We start from the raw sequence: 26312 nt of genomic DNA, 5'->3' as shown, positions 1-26312 counted from the left end.
ACTGTGGGGCCGCTCGATCGTCGTGCCATCACCGGTCACACCATTCACGCGCGTCCTCGGGCGTGATCGCGAAGACCACTGCGGCTGCGGACACGAATGGCCGCACATCGGCATACCGGTCCCTGATACCGGCCAGCTCCCGCGACTCCTCCTCGTCCAGGCTTTGCAAGCGGCGCTCCATTGCCTCGATGTCCCGAATACGTTGGCGTTGTTGGTCATCCGACCACAACATGGCTAGCTGCTCTTCTTCCTCGGTGCGCAGGTCACGCAGCGAGTCGCGCAGGTTAGCGCGGAAAGCCGCGAAGATCTGTTGCGCACGTGCTAGGTCGCTGTCGCGGCGTGTGTTCAGGTTCTCGGTCACGGCTGACTGTCGGGTCTCGGCGCGGCGCCGCATCGCCGTCTCCAAGCGAGCGCGAAGCCGGGAGTCCGCGGCATTCCATTCGTCGCTGAGGTGCGCACGGACTGCGTCATTGGCCAGTTGCAGGCGCTCCCGGTCGAGGACACGGTCGAGTAGGTTGTTGACCTTCTCCTCGGCTAGGGCCTGTCCCTTGAAGCGGATGCCGGTCACAAAGACCTCCTCGTGCAGTCGCAGACCGCCCCGCCCCACCAGCACGACGCGGGATACGGCGGCCACACACGACACCGGGATGTCTGGGACCACGACCGCAGTCACCCTGTGCACGCGGGAACTGCTGCCAAAGAGTGCACTGCGCAACTGTCGTGCCGACTTCTGCAATAGGGCATGCCCTAGGTGGACATGCACAATCTCGTCGCGCCCCTCGTCCATCTCATCGTCGAACGCATCATCGGCAAAGGTGATCGGGCGCAATTCGCCCGGCGCCAGCTTGGTGTCCAGGCCGGCGAGCGCGGCCTGCCACTTCGGCCCGAGTGCTGGCACCTTGAAGACGTCGGCGTCGGTGATGTCACTGCCCACCTCGACCAGCGGCGGCTGCGCATCCAGCCGGAGGGCGGTGTCGACCACCCGGCGTGCGTTAAACGGCGACAGGTGCATTGCAGTCTTCTGCCCGGCGTAGCTCTCGGTGAGCTCGGTCAGCTTCCTGTTTAGCTCCAGCCCCCCAGACATCGTGCGATTGATTACCGCGACGCCCTTAGATTCTGTCTTGGTGGCGGGGCGCTCGACCGGTGCCTTGCCGCCGAACCGTTGCTGCAGGTCCTGATCGATCACCGGGTTGATCGAGCCGAGGTCGCCACCTGCGCGCTCGACCTTCTCGGCGATGCCGCGCATGAACCGCAGGTCCGCGGCAAGCATGCTGCCGTCGCTGCTGGGCGTGAAGTAGTAAATCTCCGGCGTATATCGCTGGCCGTAACGGTCGATGCGTCCGATGCGCTGCTCCAGCCGGGACGGATTGAACGGCATGTCGAAGTTGACCAGTCGATGGCAGTGAGCCTGCAGGTCGATGCCTTCTCCGGCGGCATCTGTTGCTACGAGCACTCGCACCGGATCCTTTGTCGGCGGCGCGGTGAACCGCGCCTTGATCTGCTCCCGCTCGTCATCTGGGGTCGATCCCTGGATCGTCGCGAGAACGTCGGCATACCCCTGCTGTTGCAGGATGCTGACGATCCAGGCGAGCGTGTCGGTGTATTCGGTGAAGACGACAACCCGCTCGTTGCTCCAGGTCTTGCCGTCGGGTCGGCACACAGCGTCGAGCATGGTAAGCAGGGCCGACACTCGCGAATTCGCCTTGTGCTCATAGCTTTCACCCCATGCGAGCAGTTGGTCGATCTCGCCTGACATCGCGCCGACCAGCGGGTCAGAACCCTTGCTCTGGCGCAGCGCCGCAAACTCAGGTTGCTCGAACAAGCCTTCTTCCTCGTCGGTCTGTTCGCTGCCGAGAACCTCGGCGTAGTAATCGTCGGTGACTTCCGGCAACTGCCCGGCGGACGTCGCCGCGACATACGCACCTAACGTTCGCGCGAACGCCCATGGGCTGGACAGGAGGCGCTTCTTCAGTAGCAGGGCGACGATATCCATCGACCGGCGACCGTTAAGCCTGGCGCTGGCGGTAAGTACCTCGTGCAGCAGGGTGAAAGCGTCTTCCTCATCCGGGGTGGGGTCAAAGACGAGAGTCTTCATCTCGCGCGGGTGGAAGTTCTTGCCCTCGATCTGTGTCTTGAGCCGCCGAACCGTGACCTCGCTGAGTGCTGTCTCATCCAGTGCCGCACCACGGCTGAACCGGCGCCCGTCGATCATCTCCATCAATGCCGTGAAGGACTCGGTGTAGCCGTTATGCGGCGTCGCCGACAGGAAGAGTCGGTGCTCGCAGCGTTCGGCCAGCGCGCGAGTTGCGATGGTGCGCTGGCTGTCCACGGCGTAACCGCGACCGCCTCCGAGTGCGCTCGGGCTCGAGGGCGCCACGTGGTGTGCTTCGTCAACGACCAGCAGGTCGAAGGCGTATCGCCGAGCGACACCCGGTTTGGCTACGTCGGTGAGCACGTCGCGCAACAGTCGCTGCGCTCGCACGGTAGGTAGCCACGCCATGCTGACGATGACTCGGGGAAAGAGGCGAAATGGGTTGGCAGCCAAGCCATGTGAGCGACGGACCTGGGACAGGAGATGACTGTCAACGATCACGAACTCGAGGCCAAACTTCTCCCGCATCTCATCGCGCCACTTCACACGCAGGCTGGGCGGGCAGACGATGACGGCAGTGCGTGCGCGATGCCGTAATAACAACTCCTGGATCACCAGGCCAGCTTCGATCGTCTTGCCGAGCCCAACGTCGTCGGCAAGCAGCAGATTGGTACGCGGAGCTTCCAGGGCTCGCCGCAGCGGCTCTAACTGGTATGCCTCAACATTCGCACCGCTGCGAAACGGCGCCTGGAATGCGTCGGCCCTTGCCGAGGTGACCGCGCCCCAGCGGACAGCGTCAACGAACGCGCCTAGCGTGTTGGGGTCGTCGAAGGCATCAGCGTTGATCGTGTCTGGCAGCCCCTGGTCTGGCACGACAGTCTGGCCGACCTCCAGCTCCCAGATGACTGACAGTTCTTGGCCGAGACGGTCCTCCTCAAGTGACTGGAGGGTGACGACGTGTTGTGTCTGCGGTCGGCCTTCGTCGGCGGGGCTGCGCGGGAGTCCCTGATCGCGCACGTCCGCTACGGCCCAGGTCGCGCCGCGAACCTCAACGACTCGGCCGGGTTCGGGCACTTCTGGCAAGGCCGGCCGTCGGAGGTCGCGATCATCCTGGATTACGTCGATGCTCATACCCTTCACCTTCCTCCGAGGAGATGCCTGTGCCGATGTCGCTCAACCATGAGAGCACCGCCTCGATGCTGCACCCGCCGGGGCACGATTCGTACTCTGGCATGAAATTGCGAAAATCGCAACATGCGTCTACGGTGAGTCCCATGAGCACACCCGTCGACCGTGTGCGCGAGGTCATTGCCGCATCCTCCATGACGCAGGGCGAGTTTGCTGCAGCCATTGACCTTGACGCACCCAAGTTGTCTAAGTCGCTTGGAGGCGCCCGCCGGTTCACGTCGTCGGACTACGCCAAGATTGCCGAGATTGGCAACGTCACTGTCGACTGGTTGCTGACCGGCGACGAGCCGACTTTGGCTGTGGCAGCGCGGCGAGCAGCGGGTAGTAGTAGTCAAGTCGCAGTGGGTGAGGCGCAACGCCTACTCGAATTGCGCGAAACCGCAAATGATCTCGGTCACTCTCGTGAGTTCACCGACCTCCATGCGGAGATGCTCAATGGCCCAGCGCGGGCTCAAGGCGAGCGTCTTGCGGAAGTAGCGCTTGCGCACGTTCGAAAGGCTGGCCGACAGTCGACCGAGGCGGACCTTCCCACTCTCATCGAGGTGTGTTTCGGAATAGATGTTGGCATTTGTCCACTGGGGGATGGATTCGACGGGCTGTCGGTAGTTGCGGAGAATGCGCGGCTGATCGTTGGGTCGCCGATCCCGCAAGCTGCGCGGCAGCGGTTCACGCTCGCTCACGAGCTCGGACACGTGCTTGTCGGCGACAATCAAGGCGTCCACCTCGACGAGGACGTCTATTCGCCAGCTGCGCGTAATGACGACACTGAGGTGCGCGCCAATGCCTTTGCGGCGTGCTTCCTCATGCCGCAGGATCTCCTGACCGATCGCGTTCGTCCGGGTTTCGACGAGCGTGCGTTCTGTGCTCTAGTGCTCGACTGCAAAGTCTCACCATCGGCATTGGCGATCCGGCTCGAACGCCTTCGACTCATCGATGGAATGAGCGCCGAGCGGTTCAAGCAGACCAGCTTCGCGAAGGCCGCGCGTCTTGTCGGCCGCGATCACGAACTAGTCGCGTTAACAGCGCAAAGCGTGACGCAACGACCACCCAAACTGCTGGCGGAGGACCTATTCGCAGCATATAGCGAAGGTGGGACAACGCTGCGCCCGTACGCGTCTCTTCTCGGAGTGAGCACCGCTCAGCTACGGTCGGAGCTCGAACTCAATTCAGGGGGGAACTGACCAGTGGCGGCCGCGATCTTCCCAGATAACACGGTCCTAGTGAACTTCGCCGCGATCAAGCGACTCGATCTGCTCGAGTCATGGCTTCGTGGTCGCGGTCGCTGGACGCGTGCGGTAGCGGACGAAGCGCGGATGTCTTCTGGCTACTGGCCAGCGCTGAATGGACTGCATGACTCTGGATGGCTGGGGGAGCCGATCGAGATCGAAGGCGACGAGGCGGTCTCTACGGTTGAGCGCCTGCGCCGGCAGGTGTTTGGCGGTACTGCAAGTGAGCCGAAGAAGCACCTGGGTGAGTCACAGACTTGCTATCTCATCGGATCGGTCGACCAATGGCACGGCTCGTGGTGGATCAGCGACGATCGGGATACGGTCGACTTTGCTCGCAGACGCGGATTTGTCACGTTGGAGACGATCGACGTATTTAGGCACGTGGTGACGGATGGCGATCTCACGACGATCCAGGCGTACGACCTCATGGTTGAGATGGGAGATTTGCGGGATGGACTTCGTATTCCGAAGGGCCCCGAGGATCTTTCCTGAGCCCAATGTCTTGAAGCGGCAGCAATTTTCGCGGAGAAGAGCAGTTCTCGCACGAATTAGGGCCCAGACTGTGGCCCTTGCTAACTCAGAGTGCGCGCAAGCGTTCTGCTGAACCGCCGGAGTGGGTCAGTGACCGCAATATGTAGTGCTTGACGCTACGGAGGCCCAGCGCGATCCCACGTATGTGGTCGGGGCGGCCGTTGATGGCTTCGACGAGTTCGTTGGATGCGCGGGTGTCGAAGTGCTACGGCCTCAACTCCACCCTCCACCGTTCCGCGTCGGCGGCCTCAACCCCTACCGCCGCCATCATCGACACGAGGTCTTCCTGCCGCGCTTGCCCGAAGGCCAAGCGATAGTAGGCAACCCGCTTCTTCGTCTGCTCGATTCGTGCCTGATCAGTGCTGAGCTGGTACGGCATCACTTCCCTCAAGACCTTGAACGGCCCCGGGTATACCCAGTCGGGCGCCAGTCCCCCGATCTCGCTGTGCGGTGCATCCTTGACGGCTACGTCGTAAGCGGCTTTCCAGGGATTGCCGGTGGCGAGCATCGCCGCGCTGTGGGCTGCCGCGATGTTCCGTCGGACGGCGTGTCCGCGGTACCGATTCACGCGCCCATCGCGCTGCTCGAAGTCAACGGGGTTGCTGGGGATGTTCCAGTGCACGAGGTTGTGACACCACGGGTGGAAGTCGATGCCCTCTTGGCCGACGCTCGTCGACACCAGGACGAACGGCCAGAACGGCGAGTTGAAAGCTTCGCGCACGTCTTCGGCGCGCACCGAGCCCTCTTCTTTTGTGGTCTCGCCGTATCGCAGGGCGAAGCGGCTGCGGAAGTCGATGTCGTTGCCGTCGCCGAGCGGGTCACTGGCCTTGTATATCGCCGGGTTCAGCTTGAGCGCACGTGCCGCCTTGTCCGCGAACTGGATAAGCGACTCGTCGGTGTAGGCCGACTCCCCCTCCACCGCAGCCAGGTGGAAGAGGTACTCGTCGAGGACGGCTTGTAGGTTGCCGTCGGCGCAGTAGCGAATCACTTTCTGCCAGTATGGCGAATCGTCGCGGTACAGCTCGTCGAGTACCAGCGAGGATTCCCACCGATTGAACAGCGTCCGCAGTCCGGAGGCGAGAATGCCGGCGGCACGCCATCGACCTCCGATACTGACCTGCGAGGTATCGCCGTCGAGTCGCCCGAAAGCACGCCACGCGCAGTTCGCGGGTGAGTGCAGCGCCAACCGTGCCGTCTGCAAGGCCAGTCCGGTAGGGATCACCGACAGGTCACGACGCCCAGTACTGCGATGCACTGCGATTGCCTGCTGCACATATTCATCCAGCGCGGTGGTCGTCTCGGGGTCGCCTAAGTTCTCTGCCTCTTCGACGCGCGCGGCGATCGCGTCGGCTGCGGTCAGCCCAGCCACGGATCCACTCAAGGCTTCGTCGAGCCGAGGATCTGAGATCATCAGCGGCCACTGCCACATCAGCGCCGCGACATCAGTTGCGGCGGACTCTGTGTAGCCCTCGGGAAGTTGCCCGCTGAGTTCTCCGGCGAATCGGACCTCGGCGTACTCGGGGTCGTAGGGTCGTCCAGCCGCGCTGGCCAAACGGAGCGGATCGGTCTCATCGGCGAGGCCGGGCAGGGGGAAGAACAGCATGAACGCATTCATGGCCGCGAGATCGGTTCCGCTGCGCCGGAACTGAAGCCGCTGCGACACGTTCTCTCGTGTTGTTGTGATGCGGTGCGGTGTCGCAGTCTCCGATCGGGCGATGCGCCGACTGACGTCATGGCTCAACAACGAGGCGACAGCGGTGGGCGTCGCCGACCACTGCGAGAACACGAGCTTCTTGGTCATCGCCTGCAGGTCTGGGTCGGCGTACGGTCCACCAGGCTTCAGGTAGGGCACCGACGGAGGTACCCACAACAACTGCTCCCATCCCGCACCGCTGGTCCCGGCGATCAAAGACTCCAGCCGCGGATTCTGGGGCGGCAACTCGTCGAACCGGGCGACCGCTGCGGGATCGAGACGATCCAGTTGCGCGACCGCGTCCCGGACCTTTGGATCGCCGATCTCGTCCGCGGCGAACCGTCCCAACTGGTATGAGCTCCCCATGAAGTTCGCAAGCGCCGGGACCGACTTCCACACGTCCATCGGCAGCCGCGCGCCGACAAGCTTTGCCAGATCGGTGAGCTTCATGAACTGCTGAACGTCCGCGGTGGTCACCGCTTCGGCCGGGACATGAGACTCGAGGACCATCGAGTCGACAACCGCGGTGGGACGCTCGGTCCGGCACATAACGCCGAGGAGTTCGTTACGCAGCCGGTCACGCAGTCCGGTCGGATCGTCGCCGGTCACAATCGCATCCCGGAACTCACTGAGTAGTTTGCTGATTCCGTCGGAGCGTTCGTGTGAGTCGTGAGCGTTCAGGCCGGCGGTGAGAAAATCGAGCGTGTCCATGAACTGGCTGCGATGGGTCGAGCCGTCCGCGTTGGCAGAGCCGTCCTCGAGATCGTAGGACTTGTACGGCGTCGCAGAGAGCAGCAGCACACGTGCGGCGTCGTAGGTGAACATTTCCTGGGCCAGTTCGCTGACGGGCAGATCCGCCTTGAGGAGATCAGTGAACCGCTGGAACTCGTCGAGGATGACAAGGTCGGGCTCGAGAGCCTCAACGCCGGCGCGAGCGAGGACCCGTCGCAGGCGGATGATCACCGCCGCCGCGGCCCGCCAACCGCCGGGGACAGAGCTTCTCTTCACGGTATCGCTGAGAAGCGCTTCGAATGCCTCCAGCGGACTGGACTCGCCATCGTCGCGAAGTCTGCTCCGCTTCAAGAACTCTCCGACGATGACGGGATCGAGAAACGATGTTCCGTTACCGGCAGCGGCCTTCTTCAACTCGGCTTCGAATCGCGCAACCACTCCCTCAAACTTCCGCCACGGCTTCACACTCCCTTGAAGAATCCGCAACGCAGCGGTCGCACGAGCGCCCGTCAGGGACAACTCGGACCGCAAGATCAAGAACAGTAACGCGCGCTCCTCGACCCTGCCAGTACGCCATCCGCCATCGGGGAACGACGTCTTCGGCGTTAGCGACACCAGGTTGACCGGCTTGCTGACGCCAGGAGTCGGAGTACTCAACTGATGTGTCGCCGTCGCAAGCATGCTGAGCCGCGTCGACATGGTGATCTGGTTGCCAGTGACGTTGAGCCGCTTGATGTTCTGTCGCGCAATGTCGGCGTTCGAACAGATGTAGACGATGTCGATCCGGTTGACAGTCGGATCGTCCTGAAGATGTTCGATGGCCTTGGCGATCACGCCGCTCGCCACGACGCTCTTGCCGAGGCCCGTCTCGTCGGCGACCAGGAATCGCTTACCTGACTGCTGCTTGTAGAAGACGTCGATGACGTGATCGACGGTTGCCCTTTGAAATTGGGTCAGTTTGGCGAGCGCGGCGTCGGCGGAGAACCGTTCGGTGTCAGACACGGACTGCGCTCCTCACGTTGGCGGTGGCGGCATCCACGGCAGACCACAGCTCGGCGAATCCCGTGGGCAGGACGTGGTGCGGGTCGCCGTTGTCGACGATCGTCGTCACCACCCCGGCGAGTTGGTCGAGGACCTCAGGGCGCGCGACAGATGCGCGCATCAGCTGCTCGAACAGCCCTTGCTCCAACTGATTCCACGCGCCCGATCCCCCGCCGTCGCCAGCTTCGGAACCCTGTTTGGGATCGTCGGGGAGACCGAACGCCAGCAGCAGTGCCAGGAACCTGCGGAATGCGTCCGGGTCGTTGATCTCGGCGGTGACGATGCCGTTCAGGCGTGCGGGGACATCGCCGATCAGGGTCGCCTTGACGACTGTGGAGCTGGATCGGTCATCGACGTCGTACGCAGAAATCACCAGGAAGGCAGTGACGTCGGTGAGCGCCACGTTGGTGTAGTCGACTGCGACTGGGACGGCCGGGATCAGTGTGGTCGAAGTCGACGGATCGGTCAGCAGCGAGATGCTCATCGTCACCTGGGAGTCGTGGCTCGGTAGTGGAGTCTCGCTGGTCACGTGGAGGTGGACGCGGTCCTTGTCGTCAATGTCCATCTGCGCACAGAGTGGTACCGCGGCAACTGCGCGGACGTAGGAGTCGAGGGCGTGCTGGGATTCGTCGTCGACAGCGGTTTCCGGGTGGATCTCGGTCTTGTCGAGGATCGGTCCAAATCCGTCACCATCCATGAGGGCCTTGACGCCGTACATGTTTGCGCTGCCGGTCATCTCGACAAGTATCTCGACGTTCTGCGTGAAGGCCGGGCCGGTCGCATTCGCGGACCCGATAAACAAATGCGCGAGTTTGGCGCGTTCGACCGCGTAGAGCTTGGCGTGCAGGCCGGTGAGTAGCCCACTGCCTGTCGGATGGTCGTCGTCCTCGGCGGGTAGGCCCGCTGTTGGTGAGAGGACGTACGCTTGCCCGATCCAGTCGGCCATCTCGGCGCTGAGACCGTCGAAGGCTTCTTGTCGGGAGATGACTGTCAGATTGTCGGCGCCGAGGATCTGAATCCCGCTGTCGTTTACGAACGGTGACATGACGAGGTGCCGATACCCCGAGAAATCAGGTCTGGGTTGCGGATGACCGGGCACACCGAAGACGTGAAAGGTTATGTCGTTGATGCCGCTGGGGTTGGTCCATTCTGCGTACCGGATCGTCTCTGCCAACTTCGTCAGACGCTCCACGCGAAACGCCTCCATCTCGGTTGACGGCGCGGCGGCCAGGTAGCGCAGCAGATCGACCAAGGGCTTATTCTGAGCGCTGGGTGAGCTGACGATCGTGCCGTCGAGAGTCAGCACGATGTCCCAGGATCGATCTCGAGTGAGATTGCGAGACAGCACAATCAGCTTCAATACCTGCTCGCCGTTCTCACCGGAGTAGACGGTGAGCCAGAGCTTGGGGTGAAACAAGCCGTGCGGGGGCGTGACGCCGTGGATAGCGTGCTCTAGAAGCGAGTACAGCCTGGACCGATGCTGCGGGATGGAGATCTGGCCGTTCTGGTGGAAGATGTCGATCGCACCGATCGTGGACTTGATCGACGCGATCGTCTCGACGGTGTCAGCGGCGTCCACTCGTGCACTCCCGGCGAGCGCTAGACACGGCAGGAGGGCGCTGTCCAGGTCGAGGGTGAAGGTTGTCGCGACGAGGTGGTCGATCGTGTAGCCGGGCGGTGGGACGAGTTCTCCGAGTAGCGTTGTCCGGACGTCAGGAGCGAGCACCGGCGAGTCCTTCCTGGATGTCGGTGAGCATGCGCTGGACGATGAACCAGCGGTAGGTCAGACGGCCGGCTCCGGATGCGCCTCCCCAATTACGAATCTGCCGTTCGTTGTTGAGGCGCGAGTGCTCGCCCTTGTTCTTGCGCTCTCGCTCCGCGATCATGTCGCGGATCGCAACCGAGGTGATGAGTTCGTGGGCATCTGTAGAGCGCAAATGGGCGAGCCACTGGTCGACGAAGATCTTCGAAGCCGGACCGACCGGACGCCCGGATCGGCCTTCGTGCACGACCGTCCAAAACGCACCGAGATCCCACATCGTGATGGCGTTTCGATTCTGCTCGACCTCGTCGGCCCACTCGTTGAGAGCTTCCCGGTAGCTCTCGGCATGGCCGCCGTCCTCGGCGCTGACTGCGTCGAACTTCTCTGCGACGAGGAGGTTGTAGAGCAGTGTCGCCCCGTTGATCGCGAGGGAGAACAGCCGCGCGTGCTCCACGATCTCGCGGAGGCGAGACGGCGCCGCGTCCAGTGCGGGATGCTTCCACGGGAAGTAGGCCTCGGCAGTGTCTGCGTCGAGTCCGTCAGCGAGCAGATAGGCGAGGTAGCTTCCCTTGCAGGTGAGCATGATGCGTTCGCGGAGGAACTCGGCTTCTTCGGCGGTGAGGTCGAGGCCGCCGTCGAGTTGACCAGGGAATCCCGGTGGTGGCGCGATGGGCATGTTCCACCGATAGGTCTTCGAGTCGTCCAGGATTCCGTACCGTTGCAGCGCTGCCCAGTAGAGGCGAGACGGAAGCGCGCGGACGGTCTTACCTGCGATCTTGCCGATCATCCCGTCGACGGCCGGCGGCGTTCGCATCACCTCGATGAGTTTGCGTTCCTCGGTGTTGGCTCTGGTGAGGACCGACGTGCCGCTGGCCTTGGCCGACGCTCGCTGAAAGATCCACGGGATGATCAAGAAGTAGCGGGGCCGGGCGTGGACGGTCGACGTACCGGGGAACATCAGATCGCTCAGGCCGTCTCGGACCTGCCCGATACCGAGGTCGTCGAGCGTAGCAGTGTCGCTGAACAGACGAACAATCTCACGCATCCGGCGTTCGTCCGCGGGTGACGTGTCCAACCAGGCAATGCCTGACATCGGGGCTCCTCGTGTGCTCGTGGAGCCGATCTCACTGGCCCGGCCGTGGCTCCGTCACTGCCGCACCTGCGGTGCGTTCGAGTATGTATCGCCCGTCGCCGGGAACTTATTAGCACCGCTGATTTTCCCTCATGTGGGGGACACCGGGGGATCTACGAGCCCACGCTGACTCCTCGCAACCACCGGTCGCTGTCGTCCGCCCGCACCATTCCCCGAGCGAACCATTCCGATTTGTCGGACTCCTGTGCGAGACTCAGCCACGTCTGAGAAAGAGGTCTCCCATGGTTCTCCCGCTCATCCCCCTGGTTGCGATCGCAGTCGGCGCTGCCACCGGCGGCAGCGGTGTGCTGCTCGGTGGCAAAGGTGCCTACGACATCAAGAAGGCTCAGTCGGAGCTGGCAGCCGCCCGTGAGCAGTACGAAGCGAGACGCGCCGCCAGTGAAGCACTGGTCGCATCGGTGAACGACCGCATCGTCGAGTACGGACGGGAGCAGGAGTCGGCCATCCGTGATGTCGCGCTCCGGATGCACGACTTCCTTCTCCGCAACGAGAAGAAGGTGCGCGACAACGAGAAACTGCTGGTGGACGGGATTGAGGCTCACGTACATCTGATCTCGAGCTCTGGGTCGATGGACCTGTCAATGACCGAATGGATCCGGGGCGTCATCGGCTCTGTTGGCGTTGGGGTTGGTACGAGCGTCGCCACGACCTCAGCCGTGTCTGCCTTCGGCGCTGCAAGTACGGGTGCAGCCATCGCCGGCTTGTCGGGTGCGGCCGCCGAGAGCGCGACACTTGCGTGGCTCGGTGGCGGTGCAGTCGCCGCCGGCGGCGGAGGCATGGCGCTGGGCGCAGTCGCACTGAACTTCATCGCCATCGGCCCAGGGGTCCTCGCAGCCGGATTCGTCGTCAAGGGTCAAGGAAAGAAGGCGATCACTCAGGCACTCGCGTTCAAGGCCGAGATCGGCATTGAGATCGAGAACCTCAACATCGCCGACACCAAGATGCGCGCTGTCAACGACCGCACCGAAGAGCTGAGCCAGATCCTCGACGAGATGAAGTCCAAAGCGACTACCGCAATGGATGAGCTCGAGGCCGAGCCCTTCGATCCACTGCAGCACGCTCCGCTCTTTCAGCGGGCGATGATTCTCGTGAAGGGCGTCATCGACATCGCGTCCACACCGGTGATCGACGAGGAGGGCTCGCTGACCGACGCTGGTCACGATCTGACCGTCAAGTTCCGAACTGCTGACAACTCCTCGCTCCGTAAGACACAGCGAGCCAGCGGCTCTCCGGACGAGTCTGCGACGGAGTCGGCCGAACCCTCATCGGACCGCGTCGATGACGGAGAGCTCACTCATGACTGACAAGAAGACGGAACCGCTCACCGGGACCGTAGAGTCCCCACCTCGGAAGATCTCGATACCAAGGCAGCTCGACGGCTTCGCCGCACTCACCCAACTTGTCGATGCCGCGCAAGACTGCATCAAGGTTCATGCCACGGAGAAGACCAAACAGGCCAAGATCCATGCGTACGAGTCCGTTGAAATGTCTCGCATCAAAGCTGCGGAAACCGTTCTCCTGCAGTACTTCGAGAACTCGTTCGCCGAACGGCGTAACACCATCGACGCGCTGTTCCAGCGGCTAGACGGGGCGATCGAGAACGGCGACTCACAGCTCATCGGCGAGGTCGTTCGAGGAGTCGTTGACATCGCGAAGACCTCACCGTTGGCTGACCTCGGAGACCTCGGCCAGATTCGGGCAGCTCTGAACGATCCAGACCAGGTCTGGGACCTGTAACCGACCACATCGGAACCGTTCCGAGCCTTCGATTTCTACCTTTGCAATGCACCTGACGAACCATTACGAACACTAGGAAGCACCATGAAGCGACTTATCACAATCCTGGGCGCGCTGGCACTGACTTTCGCCGGCGCCGGCGCCGCAACTGCCGACACCAACGACCCCACGGTCGGCGACACCATCACATACGCCTTCTACTCGGACTCGCAGGTGAATGCGAGCATCACGTATTTCGATGCCGACAGTCAGCTGCAGACAATCGAGAACGCGAAGCTCTCGACCTATGACCGCACAGAGGGCTGGTACTACGGCTCCATCACGTTCACCAGCCGATCGACCTACCAACTCGTCGCTGCGTCCATCCAGACAAACGGCAAATTGGCCGGGTGCGCAACACGAATCAATGGCGAGTCGTCCGGGCTCAAGACTGCCACCGGGCAGTACACGGTCGCCACTTGTCCTGAGTAGATGGTGCTTGCGTCATTCGGGATAAGGGTGCGGATGCAGAGCGGATTCTCAGAGCCGAAATCAGTGCCATGGAGGAAAGATGACCACGCCTAGTCAACACTCCGATGCGGGGACTCTCGACAGGTTTGTCGTCGCTACGCTCGGCGATAGGTTGCCCGAGCAACCCCCAGGCTGGCCGAACGAGATCGAAGCAGCGCTTCTTGATTCGATCTTCTCGATACGCGCTCGCTACGGCAGCGAGACAAACGGTGTCCGCGCAGTCGTCAATCGATGGAGAAACCATCGTGACAACCGAGCCGACGATCTGGGCATCCTGAGTAAGACATCACCCGATGAACTCGCGCGTATCGCCATGAACTCGTCGCGTGCAAGCGGCCGATTGAAGGCTGCGATCGTCGTCGACGCCGCGGCGGCTCTGGTTGGAGTGGGACTGGTGCACGCAAATCAATTCGATTTGTCGCAACAACACAAGCGCGCCTATTTGTCGGTCAAAGGATGCGGGCCTGTGACTTGGTCGTACTTCGGCATGCTCCTCGGTTTCCCGGACGTAAAGGCTGACACGTGGATCGTGCGGTATGTGTCGAAGGCCCTTGGGCGGCAGACAAGTAGTACTGAAGCACAGCGCATCGTTAATCACGTTGCACAGCAACGTGAAATCAGCGCAACTCAGCTTGATCACGCGATCTGGCAGTACGCGCGAAAGACTGGTCTTCGAGGTTAGCCGGGCATTGCTCGGCTTCGACGATCCGGCACATCTGCAGCAATCGCGAGCGATTAGTTAGGCTCACGGCCTGGAGAATCGGATTATTCGCACACCCGCATCCCCCTTATCTGAGGCGGTGGGTAAGGTTCACAAAAGGGTCGATGTCTCGAGGCGACCAAACGGAGCGGAATAGAGGACAGGCCGTGACGGGCAGGGTGCAGTTAGTTCAAAGCCATCTGCGATGAAGCTGAATTTGCCAGGGACAGAGACGCCAGACTGCGTATGACCACTCCAGAACTGCCATTGCCGCCCGCGGTTGAGGCAGCGCATCGGATTCTCGCTGAGCGCGGGGGGCTTACGGCCATCGACCTCAAGGAGCAGCTGAACGCCGAGGGCTTCGGACACTCATTGGATCGCCTCCAGCGGTTACCCGATCGATTCCCGCACCGTTTCCGTGTTACGGAAGACGGTCTGATTGGCATCGCGATTACTGAGGTGGAGAGCGACCACGAGCAAACCGACGACCCCAACGACGACGATTGGTTCAGACCGAACCCAGCTCGCGTCCGGCGCGACCGCGTTGCTGTGCTCGCTATCGAAACGACAGGACTGAACCGGACCAAGGATTTCATCACCGAGATTGCGCTGATCCGCTTCGACGGCGCGATACTGGAAGACCTCGCCGTGGCGACCCCCATCGATGACTCGCGTACCGCACTACCCTTCGCCGATGCACTGGCCAGGTTAGCCACTGCGCTGCAAGAGGTTGACCTACTCATCGGCCACAATCTGCTTGCCTTCGACTTGCCTTTCATCACTGATGTCGCCAAGTCTGCCGGGCTCGATATTCCGCCGTTCCCGCCGAGCGCAGACACGTTGCATCTGTCGCTGATCGTCGACGTGGCGATGCCCAACCGCCAACTCGCAGACCTGACCCGACGCCACGGGATCTGTGTCAGCGAACCGCATGGCGCCCTGTCGGACGCCCGTGCCACCGCCGCTGTGGCAAGAGAGCTGCTCGCCCAAGTCACCCTGGACAATCCCAGCTGGCCGCTGGTAATCGGCGTACTGGAGACTCACGCCAACCCGCTCGCACTACTCTTGCCATCGTTGCCGTCTGAACCGGATATCGCATCGTTGACTCGGCGACCCGATCCTCTGCTTGTCCCGTCCGCTCCCGAAACCACGGACGCATGGTCGGCCACGCGCGACAACTTCCCGGTCCTGCGCCAGAAGCGCAACCTCAAGTCCCGCCCCGCACAACAGGAGATGGCTCACGCGGTCTCGCAGGTGCTCGATTCGGGTGGGCGACTCGCGGTGGAAGCGCCCACCGGCACAGGCAAGTCGCTGGCGTATCTGATCCCGGCGCTTGGACGAGGGTCCCGCCTACGCCAACCTGTGGTGATCGCAACGGCAACGAAGGCCTTACAGCTGCAGTTACGCGACGAAGCGCAACGGCTCCAGGCGGAGGACCTCCTCACCGCACCGTTCCGGCAGATTCAGGGCGTAAGCAACTATGTCTGCGCACGTGAGCTCGAAGATGCGCTGCTCGACAAGGACCTCTCTGGGCTGGCCGCGGCAGCCGCGATCCGAACCATCGCTGAGTCACCCACCGGCACGTGGGACGACGTCACTGATGAGACGATCCGGCGACTTGATACCCGGTACGCCCGCACGCGAGCTCGACTTCGGACGACTGCCGCCGGGTGTGACCGCGGTGCGTGTAAATGGACCGCAGTCTGCCCGTTGCTGCAGCAAACCCGGGACCTCGACAAGGCGCCGGGCGTGTTGTCGGTCAATCACGCACTCATCGCCAGCTGGGTGAAGGTCGACCGACAGGGCGGGCTTGCGCCGGGCGACGTACTTGACCAGAATCGAGCAGACCTCGTCTTCGACGAGGCGCATGCACTCGAGGATTCCCTGACAGCGGCTTGGACCGAACGTGTTGATGCCATCGAACTCGAAATCGTGGTCAACGTGTTGTCTCGCCGGTCACGACTCCTGCGTGACATCCGTTCGAAAGCAGGCGGGCGGCCGGCTGCCACCGACGCCATCAAAGCCGTCGCGGCCGCGGCGTCGCAGATCCCCCCTGCCGCAGACGCGCTCGCGCAAGCAATCGACACGTACCTGCATGAGTATGGGGGTAAGTCCGATTCAGCTGTCCTACAGTCAGGAGTAGTCAACAGTCGACCTGAGTTCCGCCTGCTACGACAAACCACCGCATCCGTACGGTATGCGCTGATTCAGCTCGCCAAAACAGTCAATGCCCTGAGAAGTTCGCTCGACGAGGTCAGAGGTCTGAACTCCGCAAGACAACGGCTCCGCGGATACTCCGAGAGAATCAGCAATGCGATCGACCTTCTCGATACTGTCGGGACACTCCCCGATAGTCACCTGTGGGTGTATCGGCTCTCAGCCCATGAAGATGACGCCGCAGCATGGTGTTTCGAACGCCTGCCGATTCATGTGTTCCCCGAGTTCCAGCAGGGTGTCGTCGATCGCTCACATTCGACGGTGTTGTGCTCGGCGACGCTGACCGTGGAACACCGTTTTGACTACATCGCTTCCAGACTGGGTATCAGCATCAGTTCGGACGCTGATGCCGGCTCTTTCCGCGGGCTGACACTGCCCTCCCCTTTCGACTACAAGCAACAGTCGAAAGTCATTCTCACCAACCACTTGCCAATTCCCATTCCCGTCAACGAACGGGAGTTCTGCGAGGAAATGGCTGCCGACCAGGCTGGTTTTCTCTCGCTGGCCGGCGGTAAGACACTCAGCCTTTTCGCCGCCCGCTCGCGGATGGAAGCCATCGCCGACGGCGTCCGGACGAAGGCCGCCGAACTTGCCGAACGCGGTGTCGAGCTTCTCGTACAGGGGGAACACGGCCGGACTCAGATGTCGTACCGGTTCAAAACCGAACCGGGAACGGTACTTTACGGGCTGAAGTCATACTGGGAAGGCTTTGATGCACCCGGCGAAACGCTGTCGTACCTGTTCATCGAGAAACCGCCCTACCCCCACCCCGGTGATCCTCTGGTGGCCGCACGACAGAGAGCGATTGCCGAGCGAGGCGGAGATCCGTTCCTGGACTACGTCCTGCCGATGACGGCCATCCAATTCACACAGGGTTTCGGCCGGCTCATTCGTTCCGAAACCGACAAGGGCGCCGCCCTGGTGTGCGATCGAAGGCTGCACTCGCCGACCCAGGCTCAACGCGTGCTCCTCGGCTCACTGCCAGAACCCGCTGTCCATGAAGCCACAGACCGCGACGATGCGTGGACGTCGGCCATCGAATTCGTGACCGGCACCGCCCCGGATCTGTCGACCGCGATCACCTTCGGCCGAGACGACGTCAGCCAGCTACTGGAGAGGCTGCGACTCGTCGACGGCGAAGATCCCACCGCCAAGTTCATCGAAGCAGCCGAAAAGCTCTTTGGCATAATCAATCTCCATCCGAAGCAGCTCGACGTCATGCGCGCCATCGCCGAGGGCCGCGATGTGCTTGCGGTCCTCCCAACCGGGTTCGGCAAATCCGTGTGCTTCCAGCTGCCCGCATTGCTCGCGCCGCAAGGGCGACCCACCGTCGTCGTGTCACCGCTGGTGGCGCTGATCAGAGATCAGGTCAACGATCTTCGCGGGCGCCGCGGAATTCGACCCGTCCAGGGCATCACCGGCACCACGTCGAGGGTGGTGCAGACCGAGATTCTGCGTGACACCGCCAACGGCCACATCCGGCTTCTGTACGTATCACCCGAGAGACTCGCCCGAGACCCGGTGTTGCGTCGCGCATTGGGGCGTCAGCAGCTCAACGGCGTCATCGTCGACGAGGCACACTGCGTCTCGGTGTGGGGACACGACTTTCGCCCGGAGTTCCGCCAGGTCCCGACTTCAGTGGCCACCTTCGACACCCGCCCACCTCGTGCCGGCCTGACGGCGACGGCTACTCCTGAAGTTGCGACGGACATCGTGGACGCCATGGACATGCACGATCCGACGACGATACGTGAGCCCAGTGACCGCCCGAATCTGACGTTCCGGGTGATCGAATGCGCGGACGAGCGGGACCGGGCTCGAGAGCTTCTGCGGTTCATCACCTGGTCGGGCGATACCCCAGGCATCGTGTACGTGTCGAAGCGGTCATTGGCCGAGGAGATCGCGGCCATGCTCCGCCGAGCGGGCCACGCCGCACGGCCGTACCACGCCGGGATGATCCCCGAGCAGCGAGATGCCGCCCAGGAAGACTTCGATTCGGACACCACCCGAATCATCGTGGCAACCAAAGCATTCGGCATGGGCATCAACAAACCGAACATCAGCTGGGTCGCCCACTACGACCTGCCCGATTCCCTCGACGGGTACGCCCAGGAAGCCGGCCGCGCGGCCCGGTCGGCAAGTATCACCGGCGAATGCCTACTGCTGTACACCAAGGCCGATCTGGCTCGGCGGCGGCGGCTCATCAACGCTCACGCGGCAAAGTCCGATGCCGCAATCACCCAACGTCTGCTGTCCGCACTGTGGGACTGCCCAGAACGAGGTGGCACCAGGGTGTTCGACGTTGATGAGATCGCCGACCGGCTGGGGATCGAGGACGATGACATCAACGTCCACCTTGCCCAACTCGAGCGCATCGGCGCCCTCGCAGTGGGCCTCGACTGCTCCGCCAGAGGGACCGTCGATGTTGGATTCCGCGAGCCCGATGACGAAACCGAACGGCGCCTGTTTCGCGAGCTCTTCTACCGCAAGAACCGTGCACGCCCCAACGTTCGCGTACTCCTCGATTTCCAACAGCTCCAGGACGAGCACGGATACGACCCCGACGAGCTGGAAGAACAACTGATCGCCTGGTCGCTCGATCGGTTGATCACGTTCTCGAGTTCCCGAAGACTTCGTCGAGTGCGACTGCTGTCCGCGCGCGCCTCGCAGCAGTCACTGGAGCGCGAATCCGCCCGATGGAAGCGCTGGCAGCAACGTCGATTACAGGCCATCATCGACTACGCCACCGAAGAATCCTGTTGTCGCCGTGTCATTGTCGCGCGGCATTTCGGGGATACAGTGGGTGACTGCACGACCCGGGGCATCGTCCCGTGCGACCACTGCAGTCGCGACCAGCGGCCGTGGGCATTGTTACCCGATCACCTCGTCGCAGACCCGGAGCTCCTCGTCAATGCCGAGCTAACCGTGTTGCAGGCGGTGGCGTGGTCATCGGCCTACCGGAAGGGCTTCTACGGCGAGAGCAGTCTGCGCGCAGCGGTCCTCGGTAAGGACTCTCTTGGCGAAGGACGCCCCCTCGGCTCCGGCGTCCTGGCCTGCCCTCAGTTCGGCACGCTTCGCCACGTCCGCAACGGGCAGAAACGTTGGGACGATTCGGTCGACAAGCTGCTGCGAAAAGGGCTCATCGAACGTAAGACCGTGCAGCGAGAGAACTCGCGAAACCCGTACCAATCCCTGGTCCTTGCCCCCGTCGGAGCCCAGACACTCGGAATAGCGATGAAGAACGATGATTGAGAAACGCATCACGCGACAGCTGCTCGAAGCCGGCGAGCTGGCCCTCACCGAGCGCGAAAGCGCTGCGCTCGTCCTGCCTCAGCACAGCTCCACGGTCCTGTTCGAACTCGAAGGTGAACAGTTCCACGTGCAATGGAGTGGGCGTAATCGACAGCTTCAGGGTGACAGACTCAAGGAGTCCCTGGAGGATTACGGCCAAGAGCACGGTCTGCTTCGACTCCGGTTGGTCGGCGAGGTCTACCGATTGTCGCTTCTGCCTCCGGGGACCGCCTCAGAGCTGGCCGTCGCCCGGCCACCCATCACCACCACCGCCACCAAGAAGTCGACGGGGATCAACACCTCGAAGACAGCGCGGCGGCTCACCGTTGACCGGCAATTCCATGCCGACTCCGAGTACGACTGGAACACAGTTCCCAGGAAAAGCATCGGTTTTCTCATCGAAGCCCGCAAGCTTCTCGATGACCAACTGAAGTCTTCCGGATTCGATCCCCTCGACATTGTTGAGCTTCGCTTGCAGGGTGAAGAGCTGGCCACCATGGACGATTTCGATGAGCTCCTCGCCGTCGACGTGGCCAATGTCGATCGGATGCCGCACCAGGAAGCTGTTGCCCGCCAGGCGCTGTCGCGGCTTCGTGGACGCGCCATCCTCGCCGACGAGGTCGGCCTCGGTAAGACCATCGAGGCCGGCCTGGCAGTCAAGGAGTTGACTCTGCGCGGCTTGGCGAAGCGGGTTCTCATCATCTGCCCCGCTCCCCTGCGCGACCAGTGGCGCGAGGAGATGAACAGCAAGTTCGATCTCACCTTCGATGTCGCGTATACCGGTTCGGAAGTCGGCCGCCAGGACAAGCTGATCCTCACGCTGCAGCTTGGTCGCAACTCGATTCAGACGCTGACCAAGAAGCCATGGGACATCATCATCATCGATGAGGCACACCGGGCGGCCGGCGCCGGAGCTGTCAAGACGCGCGAACTGATCACCGCCCTGACCACGGCCTGCCGCTACGCGTTCTTCTTGACGGCAACACCGGTGCAGAACGACTTTCTCGAGCTATATCGTCTCGTCGAGTTGTTGCGACCGGGCACATTTACGTCAGCGCGCGAGTTCAGACGACAGTACATGGAGTCCTACGACCCGCGCACGCCCAGTGACCCGGCAGCGCTACGTCGCCTGATCAGCAGTGCCATGATCCGGACCACCCGCGCGCAGGCCGGAGTCGACCGGGTGCAACGACGTGCCGTCGACGTACCAGTCGATCTCGGGCCGCGGGAACGCGAACTGTACACGCTGAGCACCGATCTGCTCCGAAACATCATGGTCGACAGCGGTGACGCCATGCGCCGACGCAGCCTGGCGCTTCGACTGACCGCCAGCCCGTTCTCGATGGGGACCACCGCCTTGCGCATGGCCGAGCGACATCCGAATCCGCGGGTTCGTTCTGTCCTGAGCGAAGTCGGACACCTGGCCATGGACATTCGGGGTTCCGCGCGCGAGGACAAGGCCCTCGAGATCACACGGGGGTGGGTGCGAGAACACGGACGCGTCCTCATCTTCACACAGCACACCGATACCGTCACCGGACTACTACGCCGAATGGACGCCGAAGGGCTACGTGCACGTGCGTTCCACGGTTCCATGTCACCGACCGAGCGGGCAAAAACCATCGCCGCCTTCAGATCTGGCGAGGCACCGATCATGATCTCGACCGACGCCGGCGCCGAAGGCCAGAACCTCCAGTTCTGCAACTGTGTGCTCAACTATGACCTCCCGTGGAACCCGATGCGAATCGAACAACGCATAGGACGTGTCGACCGCCTCACCCAGCCGAAGGACGAAGTCTTCGTCGCCAACCTCTATACCCGCGGAACCATCGACGAGAGCGTCTATCAGCTGCTCGCCTCGAAGCTCAGGATGTTCGAGTTACTGTTCGGTCAGGTCACCACCATCCTGGGCGAGCTCGACGACTCGAAATCTGCGTCGTTCGAAACACGCGTCATGGAAGCGCTTTTCGCCAGCGACGACTCGAAGATGCAAGGTTTGCTGTCCCAGTTGGGCACAGAGCTCTCCCTGGCGCGCGACCGCGCGTCCACGCTGATCGCGACCGACAGCGGGCTCAGCAACTGGATGGCATCGGCGTTCGACCATCGCAAAGATCTGACGAAGGCCGGCAGTCGAGATCTGATGCCCGAGGTCAGCGAGAGTGCCAGGAATCGCCAACGGCGAGTGCAGGCGTGGGCGCGCCGAGTTCTCGCTGCGCTGGACGCGAGGTTGCTCCACGACACCGGGGAGGGTGAGGGCGCCTTCCTCACTGCCGAATTGGACCCGGAGTTCGAGGACGAGCTCGGTGGCCGGACGGTCATGCATCTCGCCTTCGATCGCATCGGTCTCAGACAACACCCGGATGCAGAGCTCTGTGCAGTGGGCTCACCCGTGTTCGATGAGCTTCTCGGGCTCCTACGGGTGCGTGGCGACATACACGCGACCGTGCCGGTCATTCCCGAGGACATCGGTCCCAGCCCGTACAAACACGCGCCATCGTTGACGTTGGTTCGTCGGCGTCTGATGCCGTCGGGTTCGTGGAGCGGCCAGGCGACGTTCCGCGCGACGATCGGTGAGGCGGAGACCTCCGAACACCTGATCACTTCCGACATCAACAGCCACAACCGTCATCGGTTGCCGCGGCGTCCATTGCTCGAAGGCGAGATGCTCCCGTCGGCGTTCGGCATGCCGTCGAAAGTCATTGCGGGTCTAGAGAAGGCAGCGACGAGCCAGCTTGAAACCCTCCGCAGCGATCGGGCCAAGCAGGTCGAAGAGGACCAGAACCGCGAGCTCGATCGGATCAGAGGAGGTTACACGGCGCAGATTGACGAAGCATCGGGCGATGACGCACGGCGCCTCCGACGAGCGCTTCGGTCTGAAGAACGCCGGTTGAGCCGCCAACCCGACATTCGTGCCCGGGCGAAAATGCTGGCACTGATCCTCGAAGAAGACGACTGGCTCGTCGAGGAGGTTTGGGCGGGCCCCCACGGCGTGGAACGAGGGTTGACTTACACATCGGGTCTACCCGCACCCATCGTAGAAAGCGACGTTTCTGGCGACCCGATCGAGGTATTGGCGCTTTGTTCCAATGCCCACTGGATCGACGAATCAGAGGTTACCCATTGCAGGTCCTGTGATGAGTACCTGTGCGACGAATGCGGTGGTGACGCGGTGTTCGCAGACTGTCCGATCTGCGCCACGCCGGTGTGCCGCGCCTGCCGGGCGAAGCTGAATGGGCTGTGCAGTCAATGCATTACGCCCGTGCGGTCACCCGAACTCGACGACGATCACGCGATTGCCTGGACCCTGAGCAGTGGGGCCACGCTGTTGGTCGGTGAGCGCGTTGCGTATCTGCGTCACCCCGGCGGGGCGGAAGAAACACTGGTCCCGAAGGAGGACGTCGCCGACCGCGCACGAATTCGTTCATACGCAGAGACAAACAACCTCCCGCTCGACTGCGGACTGGTCTTCCGCGATCTGACGGATGAGTCCACCCACCAGGATGACATACGAGTGACCATTGGCTCAGCAACCGCCGTCGATGTCGAACTATCGTTGGCTGACACAGTTGGCTCCGCCGTCGATGGCAGATGTATGGACGATCTACCCCGGTATTTGCACACATCCGTCAAGTCGGAACAAGAATTTCGGTTGGAATCCATGCTCCAACGGCTTCGCCGCGAGGTGACACCGCCGACTCCACCGTCGATCCTGGTAACCCATCGCTCGCGATTCACCAACTTTTACCTGGAGACCGACCGCGTCGTGAAAGAAGTGACATCGGTCGGTGATGACGGGTCGTTGACAACGGATGCCGTGGAAGACTGCCCCCTGCGATGGAACGGTCAATCCGACGACACCGCCACACTCGCCGCGGCCACCGTCGGACCGGTCAGCGTCTTCATCCGGGCACGAAACGAGGCAGTACTGGTAACCATCCGGAAGCCGAATAGCTTGGGCAGCGAGCAGGAATGGGTTGCGTGTCCAGATGAACCACCCCTGCCCTACCAACTTGGTTCCTTCGGCTATCTCGATTCACTGGGCAAGCCCGGCGGCCGACTCGGAACGCGGATCGACGAGCCGCAAGCGATCGAAGGCCCATTTCCGGAGCCCTCCGAATGCACACTGATCACGCGCGACATCCGACCGGTCGTCGAACGCATCGGGACCGACTCGGTCCCCTACGCAGACTCAGTCAGTACGACTACATTGCGGACATTCGGTATTCTCCCGGATCAAACTGGCGCACAGCGCCTACTGCCACTCCCAGACGAACTGGCCCGCGCGCTCCTTAGCCGGTCGTCCCGGCCATTTTCGGACATACTTCGCGGTGGTTTCGAGGTCACCGAAACATGGCGAGGCCACAATACGGCGAAGCACACCTACCGTAGTTTCGACGGTCGACCAATCCTTCCCCGACTTGACGACACCGGCGTCCGCGAATCCGATTTCGGCATCTGCCGTGACGGTCACCTCTACGCCGCCGCTACCGCAGAACGATGCGGGGCCTGCAACTCGTGGGCGTGTAGAGCTTGCGATCCGGTCGACGGACGCGCGACGATGCCGTGCCCTGGCTGTTCTGCCTCGGTGTGCCGGCGATGCTTGATATCTGACCACACCGTCTCGCAAGACGTATGCCTATTGTGCAATGACCATCTCTGTTCGGATTGCGGGCGTGATCCCGAGGTGTCCAGTTGCGAATTGTGTTGCCGCACTGCATGTGGCGCATGCAGAATCAACGAACTGTGCCACACCTGTTCTGGCCTGGAACCCGCGACTGACGACGAGAAACGGAACCTACCCAAAATGCTGGGCGCCATTGGTGCTCCCGTACTCCTCGGGACCGATTCGGATGCGAGCGTCGCAGTGCTGTCTCGCAGCGGTGCTATTGAACTCGCCATCATTCGAGGAGGATTCATCGCGCACTGGTCGGCCTACGGCATGGACTCAATAGACGAACATTATCAGTTACGGCTCGCGGCGAGCGCCAAGTACCAGACTCAGATCATGCCGGTGATCGAATCGCTCGACCACGATCCCGCAATGCCAGACCCGCATCTATTGGTCGAGACAGAGCGGAGTTTCTACGTCACATGGTCGAGCCCTGAGCTCGAGATTGCCGAGCGAAGCGCAAAGGCCTTCGCGAACACCAACTCCGATCTCACGTCATTGGTTCTCGGTGAATTTCCAGCACCTACAATATTACCCCAGACCCTCCTCCGCATTCCCCCGGCCGCTAAGCGGTGTATGACAACGGCGGAAGAGGTCACCCCTACCCGAATGCTCGTCAGGTGGGAGCGACGGGGCCACGATGTGGCGATAACACCCGCGGGAATCATGGAACTGACCTGGGAGGGGTCCAAGGCAGACCGTCAGGTGGCAGCCTGGCGCGGGGACGATCTGAGTCTCCCTCCTTGGGTCACCTCGGCCTGGCAACCCCAGCCTCGTGCGTGTGCAATGGCATCCGGTCAATATGCACAAGCTGCGATCCTCGAGCTCGCGTCGCTACGTGTTCTAGGAGTGCGGCGTGCGGAGCATCTCGATTGGTACGAGATCCGTCCGTCGCCGAATGCAGCCGCAGCGTCAGTGCTGTCACGTTTGATGGGACTGCGCGATGCAGACGGAGTCTCGGTGTTCACTCATCCGGCGAGGCTCCGACTGTCCACTGTCACGAATGCCGCGTCAACACCGTCGCTGAATGTGATCCCGGTAGGTGCACTAACAACGGGTCCCCACACGAGCCCCGATACCACAGCGGCAGCTCGAGCAGCATGGGCGCCGAAGGCTAATGTCCGAACGCCTCATGCCCAGCCACTCTCGCCCAGTCTCGCCGGAGCACTCGAACGGACGTTGGGTCCCGTAAGTCCCACGACGACGCTTGGTATCGGAACTCATCTCACCGAGATTGTGACAGTCAACGGGAATCAACAATGGGTGTATGAGCGCGAACTCGTGCCCGGCCAGACTGACGCCCGGCGATTTGACGGCACCACGGGTCAGGCAATCGACCACGGCGTACTGGACCGGGAAGGTCATTTCGTCGCCAATTACGCGCTCTGCGGTTACTGCAATGGGCTTGTGTGTGAGGTATGCGTGGACCGCTTGTTGCCCTGCACTTGTTGCATGACCCAAATATGCAAGCGTTGTTCGGTCCAGACCGACAGCGGCTTGTCGCTGTGCCCGGCGTGTGCGACGACGCGAACTCCCACACGCAAGGAAGCGCGCGAACATGGCCGGCTCTTCTTGACCCGGCGAATGTTGATCGGCATCGACACCCAGCACACTGTGATCTACGAGCTATCTAAAGACCAGTGGGAGCGGCACACAGACGACGAGGTTCGGAGGGCAGTCGACCATCCAGGGGTTATCGATTTCCTGAACGGCAGGCTAGTTTAGGCGGGGTCGCCTGAGTATTTCACCAAATTGAGTCCAAGGCCC

At 62.2% G+C, this 26312-nt stretch carries 12 protein-coding genes and 1 pseudogene; 8 read left to right on the top strand and 5 right to left on the bottom strand.

What is annotated here, in order from left to right; all coding sequences use genetic code 11:
* Nucleotides 1–28: 28 nt before the first annotated feature.
* On the bottom strand, nucleotides 29–3223 hold the full coding sequence (gene drmD / locus GOPIP_RS22195; protein WP_050955311.1) for a DISARM system SNF2-like helicase DrmD: 3195 nt from the start codon (nucleotides 3221–3223) through the stop codon (nucleotides 29–31).
* A 143-nt stretch (nucleotides 3224–3366) separates the two neighbouring features.
* Between drmD and GOPIP_RS28455 the strand changes: the two genes are divergently transcribed.
* Nucleotides 3367–4461, top strand: coding sequence for a helix-turn-helix domain-containing protein (locus tag GOPIP_RS28455; protein ID WP_006372055.1), 1095 nt, complete (start codon nucleotides 3367–3369; stop codon nucleotides 4459–4461).
* A gap of 3 nt (nucleotides 4462–4464) precedes the next feature.
* Nucleotides 4465–5001, top strand: a complete 537-nt coding sequence (locus GOPIP_RS22185; RefSeq protein WP_006372054.1) for a hypothetical protein — start codon at nucleotides 4465–4467, stop codon at nucleotides 4999–5001.
* A gap of 85 nt (nucleotides 5002–5086) precedes the next feature.
* Here the strand turns inward: GOPIP_RS22185 and GOPIP_RS29965 are convergent.
* The 4 genes and pseudogenes from GOPIP_RS29965 to GOPIP_RS22170 form a co-directional block, all read right to left on the bottom strand.
* Nucleotides 5087–5245: pseudogene (locus GOPIP_RS29965) on the bottom strand (ISL3 family transposase); the annotation flags it as partial.
* Nucleotides 5246–8467 carry a helicase-related protein gene (locus GOPIP_RS22180; RefSeq protein ID WP_006372053.1) on the bottom strand — a complete coding sequence of 1074 codons (3222 nt, stop codon included), beginning with the start codon at nucleotides 8465–8467 and terminating at the stop codon, nucleotides 5246–5248.
* Nucleotides 8460–10232, bottom strand: coding sequence for a phospholipase D family protein (locus GOPIP_RS22175; RefSeq protein WP_006372052.1), 1773 nt, complete (start codon nucleotides 10230–10232; stop codon nucleotides 8460–8462). The genes GOPIP_RS22180 and GOPIP_RS22175 overlap by 8 nt, the downstream gene beginning before the upstream one ends.
* Nucleotides 10219–11361 carry a DUF6361 family protein gene (locus tag GOPIP_RS22170; protein ID WP_006372051.1) on the bottom strand — a complete coding sequence of 381 codons (1143 nt, stop codon included), beginning with the start codon at nucleotides 11359–11361 and terminating at the stop codon, nucleotides 10219–10221. The genes GOPIP_RS22175 and GOPIP_RS22170 overlap by 14 nt, the downstream gene beginning before the upstream one ends.
* 344 nt (nucleotides 11362–11705) lie before the next feature.
* Between GOPIP_RS22170 and GOPIP_RS22165 the strand changes: the two genes are divergently transcribed.
* The 6 genes from GOPIP_RS22165 (at nucleotide 11706) to GOPIP_RS22145 (ending at nucleotide 26270) form a co-directional block, all read left to right on the top strand.
* Nucleotides 11706–12725 (top strand): hypothetical protein, encoded by a 1020-nt coding sequence (locus GOPIP_RS22165; RefSeq protein WP_244421200.1) that lies wholly within the window; start codon nucleotides 11706–11708, stop codon nucleotides 12723–12725.
* Nucleotides 12718–13158 carry a hypothetical protein gene (locus tag GOPIP_RS22160; protein WP_035728695.1) on the top strand — a complete coding sequence of 147 codons (441 nt, stop codon included), beginning with the start codon at nucleotides 12718–12720 and terminating at the stop codon, nucleotides 13156–13158. Before GOPIP_RS22165 ends, GOPIP_RS22160 begins: the two co-directional genes overlap by 8 nt.
* 84 nt (nucleotides 13159–13242) lie before the next feature.
* Nucleotides 13243–13629, top strand: coding sequence for an MmpS family transport accessory protein (locus tag GOPIP_RS22155; protein ID WP_006372048.1), 387 nt, complete (start codon nucleotides 13243–13245; stop codon nucleotides 13627–13629).
* 79 nt (nucleotides 13630–13708) lie between these two features.
* Nucleotides 13709–14350, top strand: a complete 642-nt coding sequence (locus GOPIP_RS28870) for a DUF8548 family protein (RefSeq protein WP_006372047.1) — start codon at nucleotides 13709–13711, stop codon at nucleotides 14348–14350.
* 264 nt (nucleotides 14351–14614) lie between these two features.
* The gene (locus tag GOPIP_RS22150) at nucleotides 14615–19837 is read left to right on the top strand and encodes a RecQ family ATP-dependent DNA helicase (RefSeq protein ID WP_006372046.1); all 5223 of its coding nucleotides are present in this window, start codon (nucleotides 14615–14617) and stop codon (nucleotides 19835–19837) included.
* Nucleotides 19830–26270 carry a DEAD/DEAH box helicase gene (locus tag GOPIP_RS22145; RefSeq protein WP_006372045.1) on the top strand — a complete coding sequence of 2147 codons (6441 nt, stop codon included), beginning with the start codon at nucleotides 19830–19832 and terminating at the stop codon, nucleotides 26268–26270. Before GOPIP_RS22150 ends, GOPIP_RS22145 begins: the two co-directional genes overlap by 8 nt.
* Nucleotides 26271–26312 lie beyond the last annotated feature (42 nt).

The organism is Gordonia polyisoprenivorans NBRC 16320 = JCM 10675 (genome assembly GCF_000241325.1).
Lineage (GTDB): Bacteria > Actinomycetota > Actinomycetes > Mycobacteriales > Mycobacteriaceae > Gordonia > Gordonia polyisoprenivorans.
The sequence above is the reverse complement of the archived record's forward strand: the minus strand, read 5'-3'. Positions and strand labels throughout refer to the sequence as shown.

Coding starts and splice junctions, on each gene's coding strand:
- drmD (WP_050955311.1), bottom strand. CDS start 3,223: ATGAGCATCGACGTAATCCAGGATGATCGCGACCTCCGACGGCCGGCC.
- GOPIP_RS28455 (WP_006372055.1), top strand. CDS start 3,367: ATGAGCACACCCGTCGACCGTGTGCGCGAGGTCATTGCCGCATCCTCC.
- GOPIP_RS22170 (WP_006372051.1), bottom strand. CDS start 11,361: ATGTCAGGCATTGCCTGGTTGGACACGTCACCCGCGGACGAACGCCGG.
- GOPIP_RS22160 (WP_035728695.1), top strand. CDS start 12,718: ATGACTGACAAGAAGACGGAACCGCTCACCGGGACCGTAGAGTCCCCA.
- GOPIP_RS22155 (WP_006372048.1), top strand. CDS start 13,243: ATGAAGCGACTTATCACAATCCTGGGCGCGCTGGCACTGACTTTCGCC.
- GOPIP_RS28870 (WP_006372047.1), top strand. CDS start 13,709: ATGACCACGCCTAGTCAACACTCCGATGCGGGGACTCTCGACAGGTTT.
- GOPIP_RS22150 (WP_006372046.1), top strand. CDS start 14,615: ATGACCACTCCAGAACTGCCATTGCCGCCCGCGGTTGAGGCAGCGCAT.
- GOPIP_RS22145 (WP_006372045.1), top strand. CDS start 19,830: ATGATTGAGAAACGCATCACGCGACAGCTGCTCGAAGCCGGCGAGCTG.